At 61.5% G+C, this 26386-nt stretch carries 20 protein-coding genes and 2 pseudogenes; 11 read left to right on the top strand and 11 right to left on the bottom strand.

Features of this window, described 5'->3' with window-relative positions; all coding sequences use genetic code 11:
• The first annotated feature begins 47 nt into the window (after positions 1-47).
• Positions 48-1373 carry a PQQ-dependent sugar dehydrogenase gene (locus IEY47_RS12400; protein ID WP_188983559.1) on the top strand — a complete coding sequence of 442 codons (1326 nt, stop codon included), beginning with the start codon at positions 48-50 and terminating at the stop codon, positions 1371-1373.
• A 12-nt stretch (positions 1374-1385) separates the two neighbouring features.
• Here the strand turns inward: IEY47_RS12400 and IEY47_RS12405 are convergent, their stop codons facing one another.
• On the bottom strand, positions 1386-2261 hold the full coding sequence (locus IEY47_RS12405; protein ID WP_188983560.1) for an EamA family transporter: 876 nt from the start codon (positions 2259-2261) through the stop codon (positions 1386-1388).
• Between the two features lie 84 nt (positions 2262-2345).
• On the opposite strand from IEY47_RS12405, the gene IEY47_RS12410 reads away from it, so the two are divergent.
• The 3 genes from IEY47_RS12410 to IEY47_RS12420 all read left to right on the top strand — a co-directional run bounded on the left by IEY47_RS12410 (position 2346) and on the right by IEY47_RS12420 (position 5906).
• The gene (locus IEY47_RS12410) at positions 2346-2879 is read left to right on the top strand and encodes a helix-turn-helix domain-containing protein (protein ID WP_188983561.1); all 534 of its coding nucleotides are present in this window, start codon (positions 2346-2348) and stop codon (positions 2877-2879) included.
• 130 nt (positions 2880-3009) lie between these two features.
• On the top strand, positions 3010-4248 hold the full coding sequence (locus IEY47_RS12415) for an OprD family porin (RefSeq protein ID WP_188983562.1): 1239 nt from the start codon (positions 3010-3012) through the stop codon (positions 4246-4248).
• A gap of 68 nt (positions 4249-4316) precedes the next feature.
• Positions 4317-5906: an argininosuccinate lyase gene (locus tag IEY47_RS12420; protein WP_188983563.1), complete on the top strand. Its 1590-nt coding sequence runs from the start codon at positions 4317-4319 to the stop codon at positions 5904-5906.
• On the opposite strand, the gene IEY47_RS12425 is transcribed toward IEY47_RS12420, so the two are convergent.
• Complete coding sequence (locus IEY47_RS12425; protein ID WP_188983564.1) at positions 5903-7165, bottom strand: cation:dicarboxylate symporter family transporter; 1263 nt, start codon at positions 7163-7165, stop codon at positions 5903-5905. The two genes, IEY47_RS12420 and IEY47_RS12425, sit on opposite strands and share 4 nt — an antisense overlap.
• A 196-nt stretch (positions 7166-7361) precedes the next feature.
• Between IEY47_RS12425 and IEY47_RS12430 the strand changes: the two are divergent.
• Positions 7362-8285: pseudogene (locus tag IEY47_RS12430) on the top strand (LysR substrate-binding domain-containing protein); the annotation flags it as partial.
• Positions 8286-8354: 69 nt separating this feature from the next.
• Complete coding sequence (tam, locus tag IEY47_RS12435; RefSeq protein WP_188983743.1) at positions 8355-9128, top strand: trans-aconitate 2-methyltransferase; 774 nt, start codon at positions 8355-8357, stop codon at positions 9126-9128.
• Positions 9129-9381: 253 nt separating this feature from the next.
• Here tam and mltA read toward each other — a convergent pair whose 3' ends face one another.
• Positions 9382-10560: a murein transglycosylase A gene (gene mltA, locus IEY47_RS12440; protein ID WP_229779429.1), complete on the bottom strand. Its 1179-nt coding sequence runs from the start codon at positions 10558-10560 to the stop codon at positions 9382-9384.
• Positions 10561-10775: 215 nt separating this feature from the next.
• Between mltA and IEY47_RS12445 the strand changes: the two genes are divergently transcribed.
• The gene (locus tag IEY47_RS12445) at positions 10776-11306 is read left to right on the top strand and encodes a hypothetical protein (RefSeq protein WP_188983566.1); all 531 of its coding nucleotides are present in this window, start codon (positions 10776-10778) and stop codon (positions 11304-11306) included.
• Positions 11307-11323: 17 nt separating this feature from the next.
• Positions 11324-11761, top strand: coding sequence for a 3-phosphoshikimate 1-carboxyvinyltransferase (locus tag IEY47_RS12450; RefSeq protein WP_229779409.1), 438 nt, complete (start codon positions 11324-11326; stop codon positions 11759-11761).
• A gap of 16 nt (positions 11762-11777) precedes the next feature.
• On the opposite strand, the gene IEY47_RS12455 is transcribed toward IEY47_RS12450, so the two are convergent.
• The 6 genes and pseudogenes from IEY47_RS12455 to IEY47_RS12475 all read right to left on the bottom strand — a co-directional run bounded on the left by IEY47_RS12455 (position 11778) and on the right by IEY47_RS12475 (position 20458).
• Positions 11778-12440: a glutathione S-transferase gene (locus IEY47_RS12455; protein ID WP_188983567.1), complete on the bottom strand. Its 663-nt coding sequence runs from the start codon at positions 12438-12440 to the stop codon at positions 11778-11780.
• Between the two features lie 129 nt (positions 12441-12569).
• Positions 12570-13520 (bottom strand): methyl-accepting chemotaxis protein, encoded by a 951-nt coding sequence (locus IEY47_RS20790; protein ID WP_373293586.1) that lies wholly within the window; start codon positions 13518-13520, stop codon positions 12570-12572.
• Positions 13503-14189: pseudogene (locus tag IEY47_RS20795) on the bottom strand (methyl-accepting chemotaxis protein); the annotation flags it as partial. The pseudogene IEY47_RS20795 and the gene IEY47_RS20790, both read right to left, overlap by 18 nt.
• A gap of 291 nt (positions 14190-14480) precedes the next feature.
• Positions 14481-15902: an efflux transporter outer membrane subunit gene (locus IEY47_RS12465; RefSeq protein WP_188983569.1), complete on the bottom strand. Its 1422-nt coding sequence runs from the start codon at positions 15900-15902 to the stop codon at positions 14481-14483.
• Positions 15899-19090, bottom strand: a complete 3192-nt coding sequence (locus tag IEY47_RS12470; protein WP_188983570.1) for an efflux RND transporter permease subunit — start codon at positions 19088-19090, stop codon at positions 15899-15901. Before IEY47_RS12470 ends, IEY47_RS12465 begins: the two co-directional genes overlap by 4 nt.
• Before the next feature lie 153 nt (positions 19091-19243).
• Entirely contained in the window at positions 19244-20458 is a 1215-nt protein-coding gene (locus IEY47_RS12475) for an efflux RND transporter periplasmic adaptor subunit (RefSeq protein ID WP_188983571.1), read from the bottom strand.
• Between the two features lie 282 nt (positions 20459-20740).
• Between IEY47_RS12475 and IEY47_RS12480 the strand changes: the two genes are divergently transcribed.
• Positions 20741-22078 (top strand): lytic murein transglycosylase, encoded by a 1338-nt coding sequence (locus IEY47_RS12480; RefSeq protein ID WP_188983572.1) that lies wholly within the window; start codon positions 20741-20743, stop codon positions 22076-22078.
• Positions 22079-22177: 99 nt separating this feature from the next.
• Here IEY47_RS12480 and IEY47_RS12485 read toward each other — a convergent pair whose 3' ends face one another.
• Both IEY47_RS12485 and IEY47_RS20600 read right to left on the bottom strand, forming a co-directional pair.
• Complete coding sequence (locus IEY47_RS12485; protein ID WP_188983573.1) at positions 22178-23446, bottom strand: OprD family porin; 1269 nt, start codon at positions 23444-23446, stop codon at positions 22178-22180.
• Positions 23447-23715: 269 nt separating this feature from the next.
• Entirely contained in the window at positions 23716-23838 is a 123-nt protein-coding gene (locus tag IEY47_RS20600) for a hypothetical protein (RefSeq protein ID WP_268240465.1), read from the bottom strand.
• Between IEY47_RS20600 and IEY47_RS12490 the strand changes: the two genes are divergently transcribed.
• The gene (locus IEY47_RS12490; RefSeq protein WP_188983574.1) at positions 23837-24670 is read left to right on the top strand and encodes an aldo/keto reductase; all 834 of its coding nucleotides are present in this window, start codon (positions 23837-23839) and stop codon (positions 24668-24670) included. The genes IEY47_RS20600 and IEY47_RS12490 overlap by 2 nt on opposite strands.
• Positions 24671-24962: 292 nt before the next feature.
• Complete coding sequence (locus tag IEY47_RS12495; RefSeq protein WP_229779410.1) at positions 24963-26378, top strand: MFS transporter; 1416 nt, start codon at positions 24963-24965, stop codon at positions 26376-26378.
• Positions 26379-26386 lie beyond the last annotated feature (8 nt).

Raw genomic sequence — 26386 nt, forward strand, 5'->3', positions numbered from 1 at the left:
CGTTCTCCGCGGTCTAGCTGTGGATAACACTCCCGGAGAAAACCAAGATGCCCCGCCCGCTGCCGCTGCTCCTTGGATTGCCGATCGCGCTGACGTTAGCCGGCTGTGGCGAAACCGCCCGCCTGCCGGTGGAGGATGGCTACGGTCCATCACCTCAATTGGTGGAACCGCGCAAAACCCTCATTCCGACCGTCAACATCGCCAATGCCGTCGGCTGGCACGATGGGCACCAGCCGACGCCTGCCGAGGGGCTCAGGGTCCAGCCATTCGCGCAGGGGCTCGACCACCCGCGGACCTTGCTGGTGTTGCCTAATGGCGATGTGCTGGTGGCCGAGACGAATGCGCCAGAGAAGGAACAAAGCGGTTTTCGGGCCTGGATCGCCAACAAGATCATGTCGCGCGCGGGCGCCCGCTCGCCCAGCGCCGATCGGATAACCCTGCTGCGGGATAAAGACGGCGACGGCATTGCAGAAACGAAATCACCCTACCTCGAAGGGCTCCACTCGCCGTTCGGCATGGCGCTGATCGGCAATGATCTGTACGTCGCAAATACCGACGCCATTGTCCGCTTCCCCTACCAACCGGATGCCACCCGTATCGATGCCAAAGGGGAGAAGGTCGCCGACTTGCCCGGCGGGCCGATCAACCACCATTGGACCAAAGACCTCATCGCCAGCCGCGATGGCAGCAGGCTCTATGCGACCGCTGGCTCCAATAGCAACGTTGGGGAGAACGGCCTGGAAAACGAGGAAAACCGCGCGGCGATTCTCGAAATCGATCCTGCCAACGGCAACACTCGCCTCTTCGCCTCGGGCCTACGTAACCCGAATGGCCTCGCCTGGGAGCCGCGCAGCGGTGCGCTATGGACGGTCGTGAACGAGCGCGACGAAATCGGCAGTGATCTCGTACCCGACTACATGACTTCAGTGCGCGAAGGCGGCTTTTACGGTTGGCCGTACAGCTACTTCGGCGGGCATGTCGATAAACGCGTGCAACCGCCGCGCCCGGATCTGGTGGCCAACGCCATCGTTCCCGATTACGCCCTCGGCGCCCACACCGCATCCCTCGGGCTCACGTTCTATCAGGGCGAGCTACTCGCGGAGCGCTACACTGGCGGCGCGTTCATCGGCCAGCATGGCTCCTGGAATCGCAAGCCACGCAGCGGATACAAGGTCATCTTTGTGCCGTTCGACGAGCAGGGTCGGCCCGCAGGCCCGCCCGAAGACATTCTCACAGGATTTCTGGATGACGTAGAAGGGATCGCGTTTGGCCGCCCTGTCGGCGTCGCGGTCGACCGCCAGGGCGCCCTTCTCGTTGCGGATGACGTGGGCAACACGGTGTGGCGTGTGTCACCGAGACCCGCGAACGAGTAAGGCATAAGTCTCTTAATCGACGGCTGGCACCGGACGCCCCTTCGCCGCGCGGGCTGCCCCGGCGCTGGCGATGACGATCGCACCGATGCCCAGCCACTGGAAAACGCCCAGCTGTTCATGCAGTAACAGCAAGCCACACAGCGCGCCAACCGCCGGCTCCAGGCTCATTAACATGCCGAATGTCGGCGTGGACAAGCGCCCCAGCGCCAGCATTTCGAGCGTGAACGGCACTGCCATCGACAGGACGGCGACCCCGAGGCCGGCCAGCAGTACATGACTGGAAAGTAATGTCTCGCCCGCATGGGTAATGCCGATGGGGACGACGAACAACGACGCGACCACCGCCCCCAAGGCCACCGCTTGCGGTCCGTGCGCAGCGCCGGATTTTTGCCCATAGATAATGTAGAGCGCCCAGCACACGCCCGCGGTCAGCGCCAAGGCGACGCCAATCATGTCGAGCGGAGCCTGCGAGGCGGTCCATGGCATCAGCATCAACAGTCCCGCCACCGCGAGTGCGACCCAAAACAGATCCAACAAACGGCGTGAACCGAACACAGCCAAGGCCAGTGGGCCCGTGAACTCCAAGGCAACCGCAATTCCCAGGGGAATGCGTTGCAGGGCCAGGTAGAACGTTGAATTCATGATGCCCATGACGATGCCGTAGACCACCAGTGGCCGCCATGCGTCCCGCTTGAGCGGCGTGCGCCACGGGCGAAAATACGCCAGGAGAATGAGCGCACCGAAACCCAGGCGCATGGCGGTAATACCGGGCGCGCCGACCAGCGGGAACAATTGCTTGGCCATGGTCGCGCCGACGTGCATGGTGAACATGGCGACGAGCAACAAGGCAATGGGATACAGGATCGAGGATGGGTCGGGTCTACGCATGGATGCTGCTACAGGCACAAGGGGGTTGTGCAGTATATTGCCCAAGCCGCGTCTTTGTACGCTCAATATCGTTCAGGGAACGCCATGTCCGTACTCGAACACGTCGCTGGCAATTTGAGACGCTATCGCGAGGCCGCGAATCTCAGTCAGCAAACCTTGGCCGAAGCGGCCAGCGTCAGCCGAAGAATGGTGGTTGCGATCGAGTCTGGTGAGGCGAACGTGAGTCTCAATACGCTGGACCGGCTCGCCGCCGCCCTGGACGTACGCTTTGCCGATCTCGTGCGTCAGCCAGCCTGCCCGGACCTTTTGCGCATCGAACAGCTCGTGTGGCGCGGGCAGCAGAGGGGCTCTTCCGGCACCCTGCTCGCGCATGCACCCGCCAGCAATGGTGTGGAGCTGTGGGATTGGCGGCTCATGCCCGGCGAATCTTATGTCTCGGAACCCAACCCAGGCTGGCATGAAATGCTCAGGGTCATTGAAGGAACGCTGACCGTTATCCGAGAAAGCCAAATAGACGAGGTGAACGAAGGCGAATTTGTCGCCTTCGCCTCGGACGGGTTCACGCTCGCCAACCGTGACAAACGCCCCAACCGCTTCACCCGCGTTGTTTGCTACTAGGCCATATCGAAAACATATCGGCTCGAGACTTTTTCGATATTTTCAATATCTCCTGCAGCCACCTAGGATCCCTCAAGGCGTTTACCGCGCCTCACGTCATTCCAAAAACAATAGACGTCAGAGGGACCTCATGCGATTCACCATCCGTACCACACTTCCGACCACGCTCATCGGGCTTGCAGCTCTGCCTTCCGTTGGTTGGGCAGACTTCCTGGCCGACAGCAAAGCCAATCTCGAACTGCGTAACTTCTATTTCAATAGCGACTACCGCCACAGCGACGCCAGTCAATCCAAGCGGGAGGAATGGGCGCAGGGCTTCATTCTCAACTACGAATCCGGTTTCACCGAAGGCACCGTCGGCTTCGGTGTCGACGCCTTGGGTCTGCTGGGTGTCAAGCTGGACTCCGGCCCGGACCGGCAGAACACCGGGCTGCTGCCCGTCGGCGACGACAAGGCGCCCGACGACTACAGTTCGGTCGGCGCAACCGCCAAGGCGCGCATTTCAAAAAGCGTACTGCGGGTCGGTACCCTCATTCCCTCACTGCCGACCATCAGGCCCAGTGACTCACGCCTCGTGCCGCAAACCTTCCAGGGTGCGCAGCTCGTCTCCAGGGAAATCGATGGCCTGACTTTCAATGCGGGCCGGCTGAACCGCAACAAGCTGCGCAACGTCAGCGGCAATGAGCTCATGAGCGTTTCCGGCACAGGCATCACGGGTGGACGCGAGACCGACAAGTTCGACTTCGGCGGCGTGAGCTACCGCTGGACGCCCGCCCTTACGACCGGCTACGACTACGGGCACCTGGACGACAACTATCGCCAGCATATGGTCAACGTGCTGCATGTGCTGCCCATCAACGACGACCAGTCGTTCCGCAGTGACATCCGCTATGCCCGCTCCACAAGCGACGGCAACACCAACGTGGACAACACCGCCGTTGGCGCACGCTTCACCTACAACCTAGGCGGTCACGGGTTTGGCGTGGCACTGCAGAAAATGAGCGGGAAGACCGGTTTCCCCCACATCAATGGGACCGACTCGTACCTGGTGAACTACGTAATGCTCTCGCCGGACTACGGCAACCCCGGGGAACGCTCCTGGCAACTGCGCTACGACTATGACTTTACCGCCGTCGGCATTCCAGGCCTGAGCTTCATGACGCGTTACTTGCGCGGTAGCAACTACGAGCTCAGCGATGGCAGCAGCGCCCATGAATGGGAGCGCAACACCGAAATTGCCTACGTTTTCCAGAACGGCGCGCTGAAGAATCTGGAGCTGAAGTGGCGCAACGGCACCTACCGCAGCGGCGGTGATACCGACATCGACCAGAACCGCTTGATCGTCAGCTACACGATTCCTTTGCTTTGAAACCGCCCATTGGGCGCCTTACTTGAGAACGTAATTACGGCTATCGATCAACCCGACAGGACACTGCCATGCACGCATCCGGAAAATGGCTTCTCGCACTCAGTATCAGCCTTGCTTTCAATCCGCTCGCGCACGCCGCGAATACGGCCGACAAACCATGCAAGACCACCGCTGAGTGCGCGAGCCAGGCCGAAAAGATCGGTGCGTCCACCGGTTCCAGCCGTGAAGCGACCTCCGGCGAGGACCAGTTCGATGGCGTCAACCGCATCAATAAGGCGTCTATCGTCATGCTGACCGAGGAAGGCATCGTGTCCCCAGAGCAGGGGCATGCCATCGCTGGTGGTGTCCGTCACGTGATCGAGCAAGGGGGAAAACCAGACGGCAAGCGGCCGTCTGATGTGTTGCAGATCGAGCGCATCATGGTCGATAAAATCGGGCCGGATGCCTCGATCATTCATTCCGGTCGCAGCCGTCAGGACATGTATGCCACGTATCGCCTGTCCGAACTCAGGGCCAAGGTGCTGCAATACGGCGACGCGTTGGAGAGCACGCGCCGGCACCTGCTGGACATCGCCGCAGACAACGTCGAAACGTGGATTCCGGCCTATACCAATGGCGTTCAGGCAATGCCCATCAGCCTCGCGCATTACCTACTGGCCTACGACGCTTCGTTCCAACGTGATGCGCAGCGTCTGCACGAACTGTACGCGCGGCTAAATCTCAGCCCCATGGGCACGGCGGTATTGGCCAACTCTGCATGGCCGCTGAACAGGGAGCGACTCGCCGAATTGCTCGGGTTCGATGGCGTGCGAGAGAACTCACTGGATGCGGGCCAGGTATCGACCTACGACATCTCCATCGAAGCCGCGAACATTGCGTCCTCATCGGCGATCCGCATCGGCGCCCTGATCGGTGACATCCATACCCAGTATCACCAGACACGACCATGGCTGCTGCTCGACGAAGGCTCGACCTACACCAGCAGTGCGATGCCGCAAAAACGCAATCCGGGCCTTCTGATGCGAACCCGCGAAGCCGCGTCGGATACGGTCAGCCTGGCCCAGGGCGTGACGCTGCGCGCGCACAACGTCACCACCGGCATGACCGACTACAAATTCGCCTTCGACACCCTCGATGTGTTTGGCTCGGCGAATGACATGTTCAGCCGAATGGATCGCGTGCTCGAAGCGCTGACCATCAACCCCGAGCGCGCCCAGGAAGAGCTCGACAACGATTGGACCACCTCCATGGAGCTGGCCGATACCCTAGAGCGCCAACACAAGGTGCCTTTCCGTATTGGCCATAGCTTCGCCTCGTTGATCGTCGGGGAGGCGCGCGAGAAAGGGCTTAAGCCCAAAGATTTTCCGTACGCCAGCGCACAGCGACTGTTCACCCAGGCGGCGGACAAATACGAGTGGAAGACGCGCGAATTGCCCCTGGATGAGAAGGCGTTCCGCGCGACGCTCTCGGCCGAGAACATGGTTCGCACACGCGTCGGAACCGGCGGCCCGCAGCCCGAGGAAGTGAAGCGAATGCTCACCGAAGCACGCAAGGCCCTGGATAACGACAGCGCCTGGTTGAAGTCGACGCGCGAGCGCTTGGCCAAGGCGGACGCGGCGTTAAACAAGGCATTCGATACGCTGGCCAGCGATCGCTAGCGCAACACTTGCCCTCCCCGCAGCGCGCGCTCGTCGAGGGCGCGCTGCCAGCGGGCGATGGCGAGACAGGCCAGGCAATTTCCCAGCACATTCGTCAGCGAGCGGCATTTGAGGAGCCGCTCGACACCGAGCAAGATACCCATGCTCTCCACCGGCACGGCCTGCAGGACACTAATCGTCGCGGCCAAGGTGAAGAAAGACGACCCGGCAACGCTGGTCGTACCCAGCGACATGAGCAACGTCACGATGAGCATCACCCCCACCTGCCCAGCATCGAGAGACACATGCTGCAGTTGCAGCAGGAACATCAAGGCGGCGCCGAGGTACAGGCTGGAACCGGCCAGGTTGAAGGTGTAACCGGTGGTCAACACGACGCGTACCACCTCGCGAGCACAGCCCAGCTTCTCGAGCTTGACGATCAGTGAAGGCAACGCCGCCACCGATGATCCGGTCGCGGCGACGAGCGTTAGCTCTTCCTTGACGTACACGATCAATCGGTAGAGCGACACCCCGCACAGTCGGGCTACGCCAGCCATGGCCACGCCGATGAAAGCGAGACAGCCCACGTACATCACCAGCAGAAATTTCAGCAACGGAATCGCCGCGCCTGCACCATAACGTGCGACCGTGTACGCCACTGCCCCGAACGCCGCAATAGGCGCCAAACGCAATAACCATGACAGCATCCGTAAAGACCAGCGCTGCGCCTCTTCCAGCACGGCTCGGCAGGCCGTTGCTCGCTCACCCAACCGCGTAAGCGTCCAGCCTGCGATCAAGGCCAACATCAGGACCTGCAGGATACGGCTGTTGAGCAGCGCCCCCATAAGCGAGGTAAACGTGGCCGCCATTGAAGAGCCGGATCCGGCGGCGTCGCGAACGTCAGCGGCCCGCTGCAATAACGTCGCGCCGTGAGCGCCCTCCTCCACCGGCAACGATGACGCCAATCCGGGTTGCAGGCACCACGTAATGCCGACGCCGAAGAGCAACGCCAGCACGCACATCGACTGGAAATAGCACGCTGTGTGCAACGCGAGCCTGCGCGAGCCCGTTCGTCCACCCAACCCCGCGACGCCGCTGGTGACCAGTACGAAAAGAATGACGGGCACCAGCCAGCCGATCGCACGAATGAACGCATCCGCCAAGGCTTTGGCCATCAGCGCCTCTTGCGGCCAGATGAGCCCGAACAGCGCGCCGGCAAGCGCTGCGCACAGCAGCTGCACCCATGACGTTCTGGCGAGCTTGAAGCACGCTTGCAGCATCTCAGAGATCCTTTTTTGTTCTTGTTATCGGGTGCTCTTACGTCGGCCAGTGATCACCCATAGCGCCTCAACCGAGGAGTCGATCATCGAGCCCGAGCACCGTACGTCTGCCCGCATGGTAGCGGATGCGGGCGAAATTCGCGGCGCCAGCCGCTACACTGGCCCAACTGATCCGACGACAAGACCTATAAAAGGCATGGAACTCAGGCACCTCCGCTATTTCGTCATGGTCGCTGAAGAGCGGCATTTCACCCGTGCCGCGGCGCGGCTGAACATGCAGCAACCGCCCTTGAGCCAGCAGATCCGCGCGCTCGAAGACGAGCTCGGCTTCGCGCTTTTCGTTCGTCATCCCAAAGGCATAGAGCTGACCGCGGGAGGCGCAGCCTTTCTGAGTCAGGCCCGCGACATTCTGCAGCGTGTCGAAGACGGTACTCGCGTCGCAGCGCGGGTGGCGGAGGGTATCGAAGGGACACTGGCGCTGGGCTTCACCAGCTCGGCTGCAACCCATCCGTTGATTCCGAGGATCGTCCGCGCCTATCGCGAACGCTTTCCACAGGTGGTCATCACCTTGGCCGAAGGCAACGCCCGCGAGCTTTCCGAACACGTCGCGAATGCCGAAATCGACCTTGGGATCATCCGCGCGCCCGTCGGAGGCGCACCTTCCTTGCGCTATCACCGGCTACTCAACGAAGCATTGCTGCTCGTCCTTCCGGTCGGCCATCGTTTGCTTCGTGAGGCACCAGAAGGCACGACACCGGCCATTCCGCTGGCGGCACTGGCGGATGAACCGCTGATTCTGGTGCGCCGTCCAGGCGCGCCCGGCATGTACGCCAACCTGCTGAACGCTTGTGAGAATGCGGGATTCAAGCCACGCGTCGCCTGCGAAGTAGAGCGCATGCTGACCAACCTTAACTTGGTCGCCGCCGGCATGGGCATCTCCGTGGTGCCAGCCAGCATGCGGGGTCTACACGCCGACAGCGTGGTCTATTGTCCTATCGCGGATGCCAAACCTCGTCTTATGGCGCCGATCACGCTGGTTCAGCGTGAGCACGCCAATGCGCCTCCGATGCAGAACTTCGTCACGCTGGCTCGCCAGCTTGGCATCTTGCACCGCCGCGGCGAAGCGCCTCGTCCCTGGGCGGCGACATCACGCGACCACGACCGACTCAACCCACAGAGGAAGCTGCCAATGAATTGGTCCGCCAAGCAATACAGCAAGTACGAACAGGAACGGAACCGGCCGATTCATGACCTGCTCTCGCAGCTGAATACAGAAGGCATTCGTTCGGCGATGGACTTAGGCTGCGGGCCGGGCAACTCGACGGAAATATTGCGAGCGCGATTGCCCGCTGCCGACATCAGCGGCCTCGACAGCTCCGAGGACATGCTCGCAGCCGCGCGCAAACGCCTGCCAGGCGTGACCTTCGAAGCGGGCGACATCAGCCAATGGAAAGCGAATATTCCGGTCGACGTCATCCTTTCCAATGCCGCGCTCCAGTGGGTACCAGACCACGAACGGTTGCTACCTGCGCTGTTGGCAAGCCTGACCCCGGGCGGCCAGCTCGCGGCACAGATGCCGGATAACTTGGATGAGCCTGCACACAAGGCAATGCGTGCCGTTGCCAGCGATGCACGCTGGGCCGACCGCCTAAAGAACGCCGCGCGCCCGGCCGACAGCCGACACTCGCCGGATTGGTACTACAAGGTGCTGCGTAACGCCGGCGCATCGGTGAACGTCTGGCGAACCGTGTACCACCATGCGTTGGCCGGTGGGCCTGCCGCAATCGTCGAATGGTTCAAGGGCTCGGCGCTAGGGCCATTTCTCAAACCGCTGAACGAAGAGGAACGTGAACTCTTTCTTGCGCGCTACGAAGAGGCGGTGGCAAAGGATCATCCGACACAGCCCGATGGGACCGTGCTGCTGCCCTTCCCGCGTCTGTTTTTCGTCGCGACGCGCGAGTAGGTCTTCGCATTGGGGGACGGGTGATTTGCGTCGAGGTACCTACATGCGGGTTTTACCCGCCCTACCTGTTCGGCATAGGTCCATATCGCGGCGGGAAGCCTTTTGTAGCGCGGGTGAAACCCGCGGTGATCGGCGTTCACATAGGCTCAGTCGCCATGCCTGCTGCTCTTGGCGACTAAAGTCGCCCCTACAGGTCGGTGCGGTGCTTTTGTAGGGGCGACGGGGCGGCCATCCGCTTCAGTCGCCGAGGCTCTCAAGATTGCGCCGACACCTGCTCGGCTTTCTTCGCGGGGACCGTCACATCCGGCAGCGGCTTACCTTTCGGCCACAGCAACCAGAGCGTCCCGTCCTGTTTCATGTTGCCGGCCAAGTCACCCGCTTGCGGTCCCGTGCCCCAGAAGAAATCCGCGCGTACCTCACCGACGATGGCGCCGCCGGTGTCCTGCGCAGCCACGGGTCGCGCGATGGCTTGTCCGTTATCGGGGCGCGTGGTGGATAACCAGAGCAAGCTGCCCAACGGGATGACCTTGCGGTCGATCGCCACGCTGTACTCCGCCGTCAGGGGCACATTCAAGGAGCCGCGTGGCCCTTCGTTGCTGTCCGGTCCCTGGGCGAAAAACACGTAGCTCGGGTTACTGGCGAGCATTTCGGCTACCCGTCCCGGATTCTGCGTCGCCCAATCGCGGATTCGCCCCATGCTCACCTCCTCTTTCGGCAGCAAGCCGTTCTCTACCAACCAGCGCCCTACGGGACGGTACGGTCGACCATTCTGATCGGCATACCCCAGGCGCAACTGTCTGCCATTTTGCAGCTGCACACGCCCCGAGCCCTGGATTTGCAGGAACTGAAGGTCCATCGGATCGTGCAGCCAAGCCACCACTGGCGCTTTCGCGCCCTGCTCGCGAATCGTCGCCGCATCGTCATAAGGCTTGAGCACACGCCCCTCGAGTCGACCGCGCAGGCGCATGCCTTTCAATTCGGGATACACGCTGTCCAGCGACACGACGATCATGTCGTCCGGGATGCCATACACGGGCACCGTGGCATCTTTCGTCCGCTCCAGACTGCCCGGGTAGACCGGCTCGTAGTAACCCGTGACCAGCCCTTTCGGATCATTACCCGCACCGCGCAGGCTGTAGACCTGAAGATTGTCCTGCAGAAACTGCCTGATTACGCCGGCATCCGCAGGGACATCCGCCGCCTTCGCGCAGGTTTCCCCCCAATTCGCATCTTTCGCCAACCGTTTGCACGCTGATCGCCATGCCGTGAAGCCCTGCACGGTATCCTCGGCGCTGGTTTTCGGCAGCGCGTCCCACGAGGCGGGGCTGTACGCACTCACCTGTTTTGGGGGCTCGGGTTTTGGTTCAGGAGGTGTTTTGTCACCGCTGTCGCAACCTGCGAGCAATGCGGCCAGAGGAGCGATGCATAGCATCAACTTGCGAATCAGCGGGGACGTGGCCAACACTTGGACCTCTATCTGGGCAGAACGCACCAGCTTGGTTAAACCCATCGCAATCGTCAAATGCCGGCAATCCGGAAGAAATATGCTTCAGCTATCGCACGTCTGGCCGATACACCCGTCAAGCCCACCCGTTTTCGCGTGCGCGCATGGCGCACAAGCGACGATTTCATCCGCAAGGACACTCCATGCATTCACTTGAACGAGCCGTTCATAGCTACATTTGCGCCAAGGACAACAATCGCCCGCACTTGATAAATCAGGCGTTCGAACCCGATGCCGTACTGGAGATGGCGCTGGAAACGCGCAACATTGATTTTCCGTCGCACACTGAAGGGCGCGACGCGATCGCCGAGCTGCTCGTGAGGCGTTTCGGACAAACCCACGAGAACGTCTACACGTTCTGCATTGGTCAGCGTCCGTCAGCGGCGGCCCTGACTTACAACTGCAAATGGATGGTAGCCATGTCAGACAAGGTCTCGAAGGAGATCAAGGTCGGCTGTGGACGTTACGAATGGGCGTTCAACCTGCACAGCGGATTGGCCAAACGGTTGCGCATTACCATCGTGCATATGGAAATCCTTCCGCCTGAACACCTTCAAGACGTGATGAATTGGGTTTCCAGCGTTCAGCACCCGTGGTGTGCGGCTCAGGTATTGGCCTCTAAAGGGCCGAATTTGGATCAAATAGCGCCCATCGTCCGCTATATCAGTGTTTGAATGCCCAAGGGGGCAACATGAATGAAGGAACGCAGCTCGCGATGAATATCGACCCTGCCCAGAAAGCTCGGAATCTGGAAGACCCCTTTCTCAAAGGCTTGAACGAACGCCTGCCCAAGGACATTCGAGACTCGTTCACCCAAGTGCAGCTAGATGCGCTACGTGTCGCGTTCAGCGCACGTCAGTGGGGCCGTCATCGGATCGATTGGCGCGGTACGTTCTCCTTCGGGCATTCACGTTACTACGTTGTCTTTCTGTTCGGGCGCAACCGCCGCGACCTGTCCAGGCTCGAGCGCAGACTCTCCCTGCTGGGCAAGGCTGCGGTGGTGACCGCATTTTTGGTGTTCTGCATGGCGATCGGTCTGGTTGGGCTTTACCTGATTAAATCCGCACTCGGCATCAACCTATTCCCGAACTTCTCGCTCGGCTTGTGGGACTGGTTCCGTACCGCGTAGCGCCGCGAGCCACCCTCTACGCATAGGCATACTCACCGCCACGCACGAGCGCGCGCTGGTAGGCCGGGCGGGTGTGGATACGCTCGATGTAGTCGTTCAGACGAGGGCGCGCCCCTAGCCCGCCGCGTGCGCGCGCTGCCTCCAATGGAAAACTCATCTGGATATCGGCCACGCTCAACGCGTCGCCGACCAGCCAGTCCCTGTCGGCCAGCTCGGCTTCGACAAAATCCAAATGCTGCCGCAAGCGCGGATCGATGAAGTTGGCGTTCACCTTCGCGGCGATGCCTTTCGCGACTGGCTTGACGAAGAACGGCATGGGGCCACCCTCCACCTTCTTGAACACCAGCTTCATCAACAGAAGCGGCATCAAGGAACCTTCGGCGTAGTGCAACCAATAGCTGCACGTTCGCCGTTCCGCGGTACCCATGGCGGGTAGCAGCTGTGGACCGTAGCGTTCTGCCAGGTACTCGACGATCACGGCGGACTCCGCCAGCACCAGGCCGTCATCCACCAGTACCGGCGATTTGCCCAGCGGATGAACGCTGCGCAGAGAGGCTGGCGCGGCCAGCGTCTGCGGATCGCGTTCGTAGCGAACGATCTCGTAGTCCAGCTCCAATTCTTCCAAGAGCCAAAGCACGCGCTGGGAGCGGGAATTATTCAGATGGTGGAGCGTGATCATGGCGGCATCTCCAGACGGTACGGCTTTGAATAAAGGCGTTTACCTCTGAATAGGAGCCGCGTGCGCACCCCCCGGTTCGGTCGCCGCCTCCAAAGTGGTGACGCGGCCCAGGTCAGGTGCGCAATCCACTTATGCCTGCATGCGCGAGGTTACCTGTTGTAGATCACCCGACAAGGTATGCAAGTGCTCGCTGGAAACTGCTGTGCGCTCGATGTTTTCCTGGTTCACGGTCGCAATCGTCGTGATTTCCGTCAGGTTGCGGGAAATGTCCTCGACTACCGCCGTCTGCTCTTCTGCCGCCGTGGCGATCTGCCGGTTCATGTCCCGGATCGCTTCGACGGACAGCGTGATGCTGTGCAGCATTTCGCCAGCCTGCGTGACCTGCACGACGCCCTCGTCGCTACGTGTCTGACCGCTCTCGATGGCCCGCACCGCCTGGCTGGCGCTGGTCTGGACGGAGTCGATGATCTGGTTGATTTCTGCAGTCGAAGCCGCCGTACGCTGCGCGAGCGTGCGCACCTCGTCGGCCACCACCGCGAAACCACGCCCGGCATCGCCCGCCCGTGCGGCTTCGATAGCGGCATTGAGCGCCAGCAGGTTGGTCTGGTCGGCAATGCTACGGATGACTTCCAATACTTTCCCGATGCGATCGCTGTCCGTTTCCAGTTGGCGAATGACGTCCGCAGTATTGGCGATATCGGCACGTACGTCGGTGATGGTGCGTACAGTGACCTGCATGACGCGCTCGCCTTCCTGGGCGGCACGATCCGCCTCGTCCGCTGCCTCCGCCGCGCTGGCCGCATGACGCGAAACCTCCTGCGCCGTAGCGGACATCTCCTCAGTCGCCGTGGCGACCTGGTCAGTGCGCTCGAACTGCTCACGCGTGCCCTCGGCCATCAACGCTGCGATCGCATTGAGCTCTCCGCTGGCCTTGTCCAGATCGGCGGTGCTGTGTTGCAGGCGGGCGAATGTATCGGCAAGGAAATCCCGCAGTGTATTGGCGGCCTGCGCCAGATCGCCCAGCTCATCGCGGCGGCGGCTGGCGACACGTTCACCGAAACGACCGCGGCTCAATTGCATCACGTGCGCAATCAACTGACGTATCGGCGCAACGATCTGTCGGTTGATCAACCAGGCACTGATCAATGCGATTGCGACACCGGCAATGATCATGAAGCCCACACCGAACCACAACGAACGTTCGGCACTGGCAGAAATGCGCACGGCATCGGCGTCCGCTCGGCCCCGAAGACTCGTTACCAGTTCGCTCATCTGATCGCTGGCCGCACGGTCTACGCCTTTCACCGCCCGATCGCCGGCGGCAGCGTCGTTACCCGCCGCGACGAAGGCATCGCGTCCCTTGCGATAGGCGCTTCCCAACGCCTGATGCTCGCTCTTCAGCGATTGAACCTGGGATCGGGTAGCAGCCTCCAGTCCCGGAATGTCTTCCAGCTCCGACAAGGCTTTCTGCACCAGCACCTCCTGCGCTTCGAACTGCCCCCAGTACTTATCCATGGACGCCGCATCGCTACCGCGCAGCAGCACGTTCTTCCACTCCTGGACCTGGATCTTGAACTCGAGATTGGCCTTGTCGACCAGGGCCGTGGCGCGTAGCGGACGATCGACCAAACCACGGTATTCGTTGAGTGCACCGGATAACACGTTGAAGCACACCAATGCGATGACGAGCATCAGCGCAAGGCTACCGCCCAGTAATGCAAGGATCTGGGTACGGAGGGAGGATTGCATAGGGGAACGGCCTCGTTGTCTTCAGGCATCGCGCGACCGGCTTCACCCGGCGGACCGTATCGTCCCATCGTTTGCCGATGCGCATCGCGCACGCGATATCGGCGCGGCGATCAGGCGCTGAAGCCCCACCAGTCGAACTTCATATAACTGTCACAAAGCAACGGGCGCTGCGCCCCAAAAAGCGCCCGTGCAGGGTTTGGCGCTGGCGACCAAAACCCTGCCTGACTGCAGGTTCTTTCGTAGTAGCGCGCCCTGCTCGCGATCGCGGACAGAGCGCAGCGCCGCGCATCGTTAGCGGTTTACGACCTCCGTCGGGCCTACGTCCCAACCGCCGCCAAGCGCACGATAGATCGCGACGACCCCGTGATACAGATCGACTTCAGCCTGCGCCTGACTGTCCTCGGCCGCGAGCCGCTCGCGCTCGGCATCGAGCAGCACGAGGAAATCCGCCGTGCCTTCGCGGTAGCGGATCGCCGCTTGCGAGGCTGCGGCCCGACTGGATTCGGACTGGCGGATCAGCGCCAGCAAACGTTGCTGCGTATGGCTGTAGTCGCTGAAGGCATTCTCCGATTCCTCCAACGCAGTCAGCACGCGCTGCTCGTAATCCGCCAGTGCGCCATCGGCATTGGCTTCGCTGTTGCGAATCTGCGCTCTGACACTGCCCAGGTCGAATGCGGCCCAATTGAGCGCTGGCCCGACGCTCCAGGCGCGCGCGGCGCTTGAGCCGATCTCGGAACCGCGCCCTGCCGTAAAGCCAAGAAAGCCAGACAGGCTCACGCGCGGAAACAGGTCCGCTGTCGCGACACCGATGTCCGCGGTCGCGGCGGCGAGCTCACGTTCCGCTGCGCGCACGTCGGGTCGGCGCCGCAGCAGCTCACCGGGGTCGCCGATTGGCAATGTCTTGGCGATGGCAGGCAACGCTCTGGGGGACAGGTCGACGGTCAGTGCTTCAGGCCGTTGGCCCAGCAACACCGCAATACGGTTGCGGGCGCGAATTTGCTCGGCTTGCAACAGGGGAATCGTCGCTTCGACGCCCGACAAGCGCGCATCCGCCCGATTTACGTCCAATTCGCTGCCAATACCGGCATCGCGCAGCTCCACCGTTATGCCCCGGGACTCCTGCTGATTCTTCAGGTTGTCGCGGGCGATGCGCTCGCGCAGCTGTGCGCCGCGCAGGTTGCCGTAGGCATCTACCAGTTCCGCGATCAAGCTCACTTGCAGTTGGTACAGCTCGGCTTCGGCAACGTCGATCCGCGCCTCGCTCGCCTCCAGCTGGCGCTGGATACGCCCGAACAGGTCGATCTCCCATGCCATGTCGAGGCCGAGGTCGTAACGCTCCGAATTCACGCGCTCATCGGTCAGGCCCGGCTCCTGTCCTTTACCAATTTCGCTGCTGGCACGGCTCGTTACGGTCGGGAAGCGATCAATGGAAACGTCATCGCGAATGGCGCGTGCCGCACGCAGGCGGGAGAACGCGACCCTCAATTCGCGGTTCTCCGCCAGTGATTGCCGCACCAACGCATCCAGCGTGGGATCGTCGAACTGGCGCCACCATGCCGATTCGAAGCGGCTGCGGTCGTAGTTCCCAGCGGCCTGGGTCAGCCGAGCCTCTTCGGTCCGCGGTGTTTGGTAATCAGGCCCGACCGCGCAGGCGGACAACGCCAGCGCAAGCAATGCGGGAGCGAACGGCCGGGTGAAATAAGGCAGGGTCATGCGTTTTGCTCCTTCGGATAGTCACTGCTATGCAACGCTTTCTTCGCCTCACGCTTCTCCACGAACGCACGAATCAGCAGGTAGAACACCGGCGTCAGCAACAATCCGAAGAAGGTCACGCCGATCATTCCAGAGAACACCGCCACACCCATCGCGTGCCGCATCTCGGCGCCCGCCCCACTGGAGATGACCAGCGGAACGACGCCCATGATGAAGGCGATGGAGGTCATCAGGATCGGGCGCAAACGCAGGCGGCAGGCTTCGAGCACTGCGCTCAGGCGGTCCATGCCCTCCTCCTGTTTGTCCTTGGCGAACTCCACCAGCAGGATCGCGTTCTTGCACGCAAGGCCCACGAGTACGATCAGGCCGATCTGGGTGAAAATGTTGTTGTCGCTACCGGAAATGATCACGCCGGTAATGGCCGACAACAGCACCGTCGGCACGATGAGGATGACTGCCAATGGCAGGCTCCAGCTTTCGTACTGCGCGGCAAGCACGAGGAAGGCCAGCAGCACACAGAGCGGGAACACCAGGAAGGCCGTATTGCCCGCCAGAATCTGCTGGTAGGTCAGATCGGTCCATTCGTAGCTCATGCCATTGGGCAATTCCTCAGCCAGGATGCGCTCGATCGCCGCCTCCGCCTGGCCGGAACTGTAGCCCGGTGCCGGCGCACCATTGATCTCGGCGGTGATGAAGCCGTTGTAGTGCATCACGCGATCAGGCCCCGCGCTGTCCTGCACCTTGACGAAGGTGGACAGCGGGATCATCTCGCCACGGTCGTTACGCACCTTGAGTTGGCCGATCTGATCCGGCTCGAGGCGGAACTGCTGATCCCCCTGGACGTTCACCTGATAAGTCCGGCCGAAGCGGTTGAAGTCGTTGGCGTACAGCGAGCCGAGGTAGACCTGGAGCGTGTCGAAGATGTCGTTGATCGCCACGCCATGGGTCTTGGCTTTTTCCCGGTCGATGTTCGCATCGACTTGCGGCACGTTGACCTCGTAACTGGTGAACAACGCTTGAGGGGCCAACTCTGGTGCTTGCCGCGCCTTGTTCAACACGTTCTGGGTCTGCTTGTAGAGTTCTTCGTACCCCAGGTTGCCGCGATCCTGCACCTGTAAACGGAAGCCCCCGATCGTGCCCAGCCCCATGACTGGCGGCGGCGGGAAGATCGCGATGTAGGCGTCCTGGATGCCGGCGAATTCGGCATTGAGCGACGCGGCGATGGCACCCGCGGACAGTGACGGATCGGTCCGATCCTCGAACGGTTTCAGCCCATAGAAGACGACGCCGCTGTTGGGGCTATTGGTGAAGCCGTTGATGTTCAACCCTGGGAACGCCACGCTGTGCTCTACGCCCGGATTCTTCGCGGCGATTTCCGACATCCGCCGGATGACCGATTCGGAGCGATCCAGCGACGCCGCGCTTGGCAACTGCGCGAATGCCACCAGATACTGCTTGTCCTGCTGCGGCACGAAGCCCGACGGCGTGGTGGAGAAGCCCAGGTAACCCAGCCCCAGCAGACCGATATAAACGAAGAGCGCAACGACGCTACCCCGCAGCACGCGGCGTACGGTGCTCACGTAGCCGTGACTCGCGCGATCGAAGAAGCGGTTGAATGGCCGGAACAGCCAACCGCCGAACAATCGGTCGAGCAGCCTGGAAAAGCCATCCTTGGGCGCATCGTGCCCCTTGAGCAGCAAGGCAGCCAACGCGGGCGACAGGGTCAGCGAGTTGATTGCGGAGATCACCGTCGAGATGGCGATCGTCAACGCGAATTGTCGGTAGAACTGGCCTGTCAGGCCCGAAATGAACGCAGTCGGAATGAACACCGCGCACAGCACCAGCGCCGTCGCCACGATTGGCCCTGTAACCTCGCCCATGGCCTTGCGTGTCGCCTCCAGCGGGCTCAAGCCCAGCCCGATGTTTCGCTCGACGTTCTCTACCACCACGATGGCGTCGTCCACGACGATACCGATCGCCAGTACCAGACCGAACAGCGACAGCGCGTTCAACGAGAAGCCAAACATGTGCATCACCGCAAACGTCCCGATCAGCGATACGGGTACGGCGGCCAACGGGATGATCGACGCGCGCCAGGTCTGCAGGAACAGGATGACGACCAGCACGACGAGGACTAGCGCCTCCAACAAGGTGTGCACGACAGCCTCGATGGAGCCGCGCACGAAGACGGTCGGGTCATAGACGATCGAATAGTCCATGCCCTCAGGGAAGTCTTCCTTCAGCTGAGCCATCCGTGCGCGCACATCATTGGACAGCTCGATCGCGTTGGAACCGGGCCGCTGGAAAATCGGCATCGCGACGGCCGGTTTGTTATCCAGCAACGAGCGCAGCGCGTATTGATTCGAACCCAGTTCAACACGAGCGATGTCTTTGAGACGAGTGATCTGGCCGTCGTCGCCGACGCGAACGATGATGTTCTCGAACTCGCTTTCCTCGATCAGGCGGCCTTGCGTGTTGATGGACAACTGGAAGCTGTTCTGACCCGGTGCAGGCGGCGCGCCCAATTGTCCAGCTGCCACCTGGCGGTTCTGCTCACGAATGGCGTTCACGACATCGGTGGCCGTGAGGTTGCGCTGGGCCGTCTTGTTCGGGTCGAGCCAGACGCGTAGCGAATAGTCCCCCAGACCGAACAGCTGCACGTCACCTGCGCCGTTGAGCTTGGCCAGCTCGTCCTTCACGTTGATGAGCGCGTAGTTGGACAGGTAAAGCATGTCGTAGCGATCGTCCGGCGAGGTCAGGTGCACGACCATCGTCAAATCGGGCGAGGCCTTATCGACCGTGATCCCTTGCCTTGTCACTTCCTCTGGCAGCTGCGGCTCGGTCCGCGTCACGCGGTTCTGCACCTGCACCTGCGCGTTGTCGAGGTCGGTGCCCAACGCGAAGGTAATCGTCAGTGTCATCCGCCCGTCAGCGTTTGCCTGTGACGACATGTAGAGCATGTCCTCGACGCCTATGATGGCTTGCTCGAGGGGCGCGGCGACGGTCTCACCGATGACCTTGGGGTTGGCACCCGGGTAGTCGGCGCGAACCACCACGGTCGGCGGCACCACTTCCGGGTATTCGCTGATCGGCAACTGGAACAGCGAGATAGCGCCGCAGATCAGGATGATCAGCGAGAGCACGGCGGCGAAGATCGGCCGTTTGATGAAGAACTGTGAGAAGTTCATCGGTACATTCCTCGAGCAAAAGGAAACCCACCACCCGGCCATAGGCTGGATGCTGGGAGAAATAAAACTGTTGGGAGGGTCAGGCGCCTGCCTTGGAGGCTAATCCAGCAGCGTCAATCGATGCGCCGTAACCCACCCTACGGAAGGTATGAATTAGCGCTTGGCCAGCTGATTGGGCGTTTTGGCCTTTGCCGCTTCGACGACCTTGCGTTCTTCACGCAGCGCCGCCAGGGTCTTTTCGTCCGCCATCGCCACGTTTTCCGGCTTGACCTCCATACCCGGTCGCACCCGCTGCAAACCGTTCACCACGATCTTCTCGCCCGGCTTCAGCCCATCACGAATGACCCGCAGGCCGTGGAGCTTCGGCCCCGGCGTCACCGAGCGATAGCTCACCTTTCCGTCGTCGCCCAGGACCAGCACGAATTTTTTGCCGAGATCCGTCCCAATGGCCTCGTCACGAATGAGCTCAGCGTCATAGGGGGCGCTACCGACCAGCTTGAGCCGTGCGTACAGACCTGGCGTGAACAGCCCCTCGCGGTTGTCGAACACGGCCCGACCACGGATGGTGCCGGTGCGGGGATCGACCTGGTTATCGACGAAGTTCATCTCACCCAAATGTGGATGTTCGGTCTCGTCCGAAAGCCCGAGGTAAACCGGGCTGGTGCCTGACCGTACGCCCTCACGAGCGAGCTTGGCGTACTTGAGGAAGATACGTTCGTCAGCATCGAAATAGGCGTAGACCTTGTCGGTCGACACCAGCGTCGTCAGGCGTGCCTGGCCTGCATTCACCAGATTGCCTGCGGTGATTTCGGCGCGACCGACGCGACCGTCTATAGGCGCGGTCACGCGGGTGAATCCCAGGTCGAGGCGCGCTGCGTCCAGTTGTGCCTGGATGGCTGCGACCGCCGCTTTCGCCTCGGTAGCAGTGCTCTTGCGCGCATCCGCCTGCTCGGCCGAAATGGCATTGCTCGAACGTAGACGCTCGCCACGGCGGGCTTCGTCGCTCGTGCGGGTCAGATTCGCCCTGGCTTGCGAGAGCTGCGCTTCCAAGCGATGAACCTCGGCTTCGAACGGACGAGGGTCGATCTGGAACAGCAAGTCGCCCTTCTTGACCAGCGCGCCTTCACTAAAGGCGACCTTATCGACATAGCCGGAAACGCGCGGTTGAACCTGAACGGACTCAGGCGCTTCCAGGCGCCCAGTCACTTCATCCCACTCAATGATCGGCTGCTCGATAACGTCAGCCACGCTGACCGCTGGGGCAGGCGGCGCCGCCGCGGTTGGGCCCGCTGAACGGTCGCACGCGGCGAGCGTTAGAATGGCGAAGGCCGCCAGGGGGTAGCGCAAGCGCCAACGTGAATACTCCATGGAATGACTCCGCACGGTTTGGCCAGGGATGGGCTCAGTAAAAGGTGCGAAGGAGTTTGTTGCGGAACAATGCAGACGGCGAATCGAACAATCCGAATATGACTATCGATGGGGCTGATTAGTCCGCCGCTCTCATCGACCGCGATTCATATCGCCCTGTCTGCCGCCGGCCAAGGCACATCGCGGCCTACTTCGCGAACGCCCAGAAAGACAGGCTGATACTTCTAAACGCTTTGATGCATGGTAAGGTCTGCACCTGTTCGCAAGACCCGAGACGACCGAATGTTCGATGTTTTTGCCCCTGGCTTGGCATTGCGCCACCTGACTGTGGGCTTGTCGCTGATATTTCTGACTGCTTGCAGCAGCGGGCCGACAGAAGCGGCCCCCCAGCCCCAGCCCCAGCCAAGCGCTGAAGGGACACCCGGTGCGAGCGCCAGTGCCGCCTTCATGGAAATGCCTCAACAGAATTTCTCGGAATGGCTGCAGCAATTCCGCCAGGAATCGCTCGCCCGGGGTATCGACCCCGCTACATTCGATAGCGCGTTCACCGGTCTTTCTCCCGACCCGAGCGTCATTGCGGCAGATCGCAGCCAGCCTGAGTTCACCCGCCCAGTGTGGGTGTACCTCGATGGCGCCCTGTCCAGTCAACGCGTTGCCAAAGGCCAGCAGCTCCTGGCCCAATACGCGGACACGCTGCGTCAGCTGGAACAACTGTATGGCGTCGACCGCGAGATTCTGGTCGCGGTGTGGGGACTGGAAAGCAACTTCGGCAGCATCATGGGGAGCAAGTCGGTCATTCGCTCTCTGGCAACCCTAGCCCATGAAGGGCGCCGCCCCGACTTCGCGCATGATCAATTGTTCGCCGCCTTGCAAATCCTGCAGCGCGGCGATATCACGCCGGAACGAATGATTGGCTCCTGGGCAGGCGCGATGGGCCAGACGCAATTCATGCCGACGACCTACAACACGCATGCGGTCGACTTCGATGGCGACGGGCGGCGCGATATCTGGGGCTCGGCGCCCGATGCGCTGGCGTCTGCCGCGCACTACTTGCAAGCGTCGGGCTGGCGCAACGGTTTGCCATGGGGAATGGAAGTCCGCCTGCCGCAATCGTTCGATTATGCCCAGGCGGATGAGTCCATCCGTAAACCGATTCGGGAATGGCAACAGCTCGGCATTACCCCTGCCGGAGACTGGCCGACGAACCTGTCGGCGAACGAAACAGCCTCGCTCTTGCTTCCAGCCGGGCATAGAGGGCCGGCTTTTCTACTGACATCCAATTACCGCGCGATCCTGCGCTACAACAATTCCTCCTCTTACGCGCTGGCCATCAGCCTGTTGGCGGCACGCTTCGAAGGGGCGGGACAAATTGTCGGGCAGTGGCCAAAGGGCGACGAACCCCTCAGCCGTAGCGAACGGACGGAGTTGCAGCAACGGTTGATTGACGCCGGCTTCGAGCCGGGCGCACCGGATAGCATCATCGGGGCCAATACGCGCAAAGCGATCCGAGGGTTCCAGCAGCGACTGGGCTGGCCCGCGGACGGTTATCCCGATCACAACCTGCTGAACGAACTGCGCAGCCGGGCCACGACGTCCGAATCCACATTCGTAGCGCCTTAGCGACTTGCAGAAAGGATAGCCGCCGTCCCGAACAGGACGGCGCAAGAGAAGCGAGTGCGGTGGCAGCGCCCGTGCCGGACGCTGCCAATCACGAGACGCTTAGAAGAAGCTGATGGGGTATTCGACGAACGCGCGGATCTCGTTACCGTCATCCATGTAGTCGATGGTGCGCGTGTTATTCGAGGTCCGCACCCACGAGCTACGCAGGCGTAGCTTCAGGTCCTTGGCAGCACCGTTCTGCACCACGTACTGCACCTGGTTGAAAATTTCGCGCTCGACACCTTCACCGTCGTTCGTATGGATGTTATCGCCACGCACGTAGGCGATGCGGTAGCTCAGCCCAGGCACGCCGTATTCGGTGAAGTCCAGGCCGTAGCCCAGCTGCCAGGAATGCTCGTCTTCGGCGTTGAAGTCCGACCAGTAGGAGTTGGCGAGGAACACGGTCGAACCACCGTCGCCGATGGCGCCCGCACCTTGGTACCAGCCATATTGATAGCCGGTGTCGCCGCTGCTGCGCTGGTGAGCGAGCGTGATGGAGTGCGCACCGAAGGTGTAGGTGGCCGCCAGGCTCCAGATCTTGTTGTCACGGCCATTGCCATTGGCATAGTCACGGTCAAGACGCGTGCGATAGCCATTGAAGTCCAGCGTCACGGACTGCTTGTCGTCCACCGGCATCACATAAGTCGCGCCCAGGTACTGCTTCTTCAAGCGGTCTTCGACGTCCGAGGCGTAAAAGGATGCCGTCAGTTCCGGGCTGAACGTGTAGCGACCCCCAAAGACCTCGATGGACTTGAGCTCGCCGCCATCGCGTTGCTCGGCGTCCTTGCGCGCTTCGGCGTGGAAACGCGCGGCGGTCAGTTCAAGACCGTCGATCTCATTCGAGGTGATCATCGTGCCGGTGAAGCTCTCCGGCAGCAGGCGCGAATCGTCGTAGTTGAGCACCGGCAGACTCGGCATCATGTCGCCGTAGCGGATAACGGTGTTGGAGAAACGCAGTTTGACGTTAGCGCCGGCGCGCATCAGATCATCCGCCGCATTGCCGGAAGAATCCTGCTTGAAGAAGCCAATTCCCGCTGCGCCGGAACGGCCGCTACCACCGTCGAGACGCAACGCATAGAGTCCGAATGCATCAACGCCGACGCCGACCGTGCCCTGGGTGAAACCGGACGTGAAATTACCGATGACGCCCTGGCCCCATTCGGCGCGGTCCTGTGCACCGTGCTTGTAGTCACGGTTCATGTACGCATTACGCAGCAGTACGTTCAAATGACTGCCGTCGACGAAGCCTTGGGTGTTCTCGGATTGGTCGCTCGCAAATGCAGGCGCCGACGCCAGCAAAACGAGAGCTGAAAGAGACAAGTGACGCATTATGCTTTTCCTTTCGTGGTGTGCTGAACCGAGGCGGTTCTCTTTATTGCTGTTTTTATAGTGTCTTCTTGCGCTCACGCATGGCGTACAGCCGGCCGGGCCACAGGCCCCCGGCAATATCCATACGTTTCGAAGGGTGCGGACTATACCTCGACCGGCTACGGAATGTGCAAGCGCCTCATGCGCGCTTCGTCCGATCCCTACAGATCGCCAAGAACCGCACCCAGCGCGGGCTGTACGGAAGACCATGGCCGCTGCTGCGGCTCGCTTCAAGGATGCCGTCCCATGGCTCGCACGTCCGCCGGATCGAACGTCGGCTGTCCGGCGTCAGTCGACATGAAGGGTTGGCGCATGCCGTTTTGCGCTTCGAACCCTGAACCGGAGACTTCCATGCAGACTATCGAAACACACGACGGGCTTTCCCTGCCCAAGCTCGGGCTCGGCACGTGGCCGACGAAAGATGAGGAATGTCGTTCCGCCGTGCTCTCGGCGCTCGAACTGGGCTATCGCCATATCGATACGGCGGCTGCGTATGAGAACGAAGACGCCGTCGGCACGGCGATTCAGCAGTCATCGATAGCACGGGAAGAACTTCGTCTCACCACCAAGATCTGGTGGGACCAACTGCAACCGGATGCCATGCGTGCCTCGACGGAAAGCAGCTTGCGCAAGCTGAAGACGGATTACGTGGACCTTCTGATGATCCACTGGCCCGGACAGGACTGGGAACCGCAGCGCGCCCTGGAAACACTGGCGGCGCTCAAGGAAGAAGGCAAAGCCCGCCACATCGGCGTCGCCAATTTCCCTCTGGCCCTGCTTCGTCAGACGGTCGAAGAGTTCGGCATCGTGCCAGCAGCCCTTCAGGTCGAATACCACGTGCTATTAGGTCAGCGCGCACTGCTCGACTACACCCAGCAGCACAAGATGGCCTTCGTCGCCTATTGCCCGCTGGCGCGTATGCGGGTCAGCGAAGTGCCGCAGATCCTCACCGTCGCGGCCAAGCATTACGTGAAGCCAACCACCGTCGCGCTCAAATGGCTTCTCATGCAGCCCAACGTCGCGGCCATTCCGAAGGCCTCGGGCCGCGAAAATCAAAAGACGAACCTCGAAGCGCTCGACCTGCCGCTGACGGACGACGATCTCACCGTCTTGAACGGCTTGCCGAAGAACCAGCGTCTGGTCGATCCCGAATTCGCACCTAAATGGGACCCGCTGGATACCTGAGGAACGCAATCGCCGGGTGGAATCCCGAGGGGCTTCCACCTTTTACCGCGAACGATTGACGCGAAACAGCAACGCGGTGTCGCGTTGCTCTCCCCCACCGCCGATCTACCTCTTCTCTCTACGCTATGTGGGAGCGGGCCATGCCCGCGAGGTGTTGCGCCCGGGATTTGCTGAAGTTCCATTGAGGGCATGGCGGATGGCCGCCCCGCCCGCTCCCACAAGCAGCGTCGAATCCACTCTCCTGGTTCTACGCGCGTTATCCTCCGTTTTTCTCGATTGCCGTGAGCCGCACGTGTCGCTACCCCGCCATTCCATCGTTGCCTTCATCGTGGCAGCGACCTTCTTCATGGAAAACCTCGATGCCACCGTCATCGCCACCGCGTTGCCGGCCATTGCGGAATCGTTCGGCAGACAGCCCGTCGATCTGAACATCGGCATCACGGCCTACGTTTTGGCGATCGCCGTCTTCATTCCCATCAGCGGATGGATCGCGGAACGCTTCGGCCCCCATCGCGTGTTCACCGCCGCCATCGCCGTGTTCACGCTCGCGTCCATCGCCTGCGGCGCCGCGCAAACGCTCGAGCAATTTGTACTCGCCCGAGTGGCGCAGGGCATTGGCGGCGCCATGATGGTGCCGGTTGGCCGGCTGGTGGTTTTGCGTATCACCGAAAAGAAAGACCTGGTACAGGCGGTCGCGTACATCACCTGGCCCGGCCTCATCGCACCGATTCTGGGGCCGCCGGTAGGCGGGCTCATCACCACCTATGCTTCCTGGCCGTGGATCTTCTACCTGAATGTGCCGCTGGGGCTGATCGCCATGTATTTCGCCTGGACGCTGACGCCACGAGATATCACCTTCGCGCCACGCCCGCTCGATCTCACCGGCTTTCTTTTGTTGGGCGGCGGGTGCGCTGCCCTGTTGTACGGCGTCGAGCAGTCCGGCCTGGGCCATGCAATTGCACCCAGCCTGGCCTGGGTCACGGCAGGCATCGCGCTGATACTTACCGCCGCATGGCACATGCGCCGTGCAACGCATCCGTTGATCGATCTTTCCAACCTGCGCGAACCGAATTACCGCGTGGCGCTGGCCGGGGGCTCGCTGTTTCGCATGAGCATCAATGCGGCGCCATTCCTACTTCCCCTGACGTTTCAATTGGCATTCGGCATGAATCCTTTCCATGCTGGCCTCCTTCTGCTCGCGCTGTTCGCCGGTAACCTTGCGATCAAGCCTGCGACCACCGCGATCATGAAGCGCTTCGGCCTGCGCCGGGTCCTGATCGTCAATGGCTTGCTCTGCGCATTCAGCTTGAGCCTTTTCGCGCTGCTCTCGCCCGCTTGGCCGCTGGCGGCGACCCTTGCGCTGCTGTTCGTCAGCGGCCTGTTCCGCTCACTGCAGTTCACCGCGAACAACACGCTCGCGTTCGCCGACATTCCCAAACCAAAGATGAGCCATGCTTCGACGCTGTTCAGCGCTACTTTCCAATTGTCCATAGGCATGGGCGTCGCGGTCGGCGCGCTGGCATTGCGGGCCGCCATGAGCTGGAATGGACATGCCGAACCCGCGCTTGCGGACTTTCAAGTGGCCTTTCTCGTGGTCGCGGCCATTGGCCTTCTGGGCACACTGGACGCATTCTGGCTCAAGCGCGACGCCGGCGACCATGTGACGGGACACAACGCAAAAAGTGAACAGGCCGCACACCGGTCTTAACGACAGCA

Origin of the sequence: Pseudomonas matsuisoli (assembly GCF_014647635.1) — a bacterium.
GTDB lineage: Bacteria > Pseudomonadota > Gammaproteobacteria > Pseudomonadales > Pseudomonadaceae > Pseudomonas_P > Pseudomonas_P matsuisoli.

Excerpts from the sequence above, each read along its gene's own strand:
- IEY47_RS12400 (WP_188983559.1), top strand. The coding sequence starts at position 48 with ATGCCCCGCCCGCTGCCGCTGCTCCTTGGATTGCCGATCGCGCTGACG.
- IEY47_RS12405 (WP_188983560.1), bottom strand. The coding sequence starts at position 2,261 with ATGCGTAGACCCGACCCATCCTCGATCCTGTATCCCATTGCCTTGTTG.
- IEY47_RS12410 (WP_188983561.1), top strand. The coding sequence starts at position 2,346 with ATGTCCGTACTCGAACACGTCGCTGGCAATTTGAGACGCTATCGCGAG.
- IEY47_RS12415 (WP_188983562.1), top strand. The coding sequence starts at position 3,010 with ATGCGATTCACCATCCGTACCACACTTCCGACCACGCTCATCGGGCTT.
- IEY47_RS12420 (WP_188983563.1), top strand. The coding sequence starts at position 4,317 with ATGCACGCATCCGGAAAATGGCTTCTCGCACTCAGTATCAGCCTTGCT.
- IEY47_RS12425 (WP_188983564.1), bottom strand. The coding sequence starts at position 7,165 with ATGCTGCAAGCGTGCTTCAAGCTCGCCAGAACGTCATGGGTGCAGCTG.
- tam (WP_188983743.1), top strand. The coding sequence starts at position 8,355 with ATGAATTGGTCCGCCAAGCAATACAGCAAGTACGAACAGGAACGGAAC.
- mltA (WP_229779429.1), bottom strand. The coding sequence starts at position 10,560 with ATGCTATGCATCGCTCCTCTGGCCGCATTGCTCGCAGGTTGCGACAGC.
- IEY47_RS12445 (WP_188983566.1), top strand. The coding sequence starts at position 10,776 with ATGCATTCACTTGAACGAGCCGTTCATAGCTACATTTGCGCCAAGGAC.
- IEY47_RS12450 (WP_229779409.1), top strand. The coding sequence starts at position 11,324 with ATGAATGAAGGAACGCAGCTCGCGATGAATATCGACCCTGCCCAGAAA.
- IEY47_RS12455 (WP_188983567.1), bottom strand. The coding sequence starts at position 12,440 with ATGATCACGCTCCACCATCTGAATAATTCCCGCTCCCAGCGCGTGCTT.
- IEY47_RS20790 (WP_373293586.1), bottom strand. The coding sequence starts at position 13,520 with ATGCAATTGAGCCGCGGTCGTTTCGGTGAACGTGTCGCCAGCCGCCGC.
- IEY47_RS12465 (WP_188983569.1), bottom strand. The coding sequence starts at position 15,902 with ATGACCCTGCCTTATTTCACCCGGCCGTTCGCTCCCGCATTGCTTGCG.
- IEY47_RS12470 (WP_188983570.1), bottom strand. The coding sequence starts at position 19,090 with ATGAACTTCTCACAGTTCTTCATCAAACGGCCGATCTTCGCCGCCGTG.
- IEY47_RS12475 (WP_188983571.1), bottom strand. The coding sequence starts at position 20,458 with ATGGAGTATTCACGTTGGCGCTTGCGCTACCCCCTGGCGGCCTTCGCC.
- IEY47_RS12480 (WP_188983572.1), top strand. The coding sequence starts at position 20,741 with ATGTTCGATGTTTTTGCCCCTGGCTTGGCATTGCGCCACCTGACTGTG.
- IEY47_RS12485 (WP_188983573.1), bottom strand. The coding sequence starts at position 23,446 with ATGCGTCACTTGTCTCTTTCAGCTCTCGTTTTGCTGGCGTCGGCGCCT.
- IEY47_RS12490 (WP_188983574.1), top strand. The coding sequence starts at position 23,837 with ATGCAGACTATCGAAACACACGACGGGCTTTCCCTGCCCAAGCTCGGG.
- IEY47_RS20600 (WP_268240465.1), bottom strand. The coding sequence starts at position 23,838 with ATGGAAGTCTCCGGTTCAGGGTTCGAAGCGCAAAACGGCATGCGCCAA.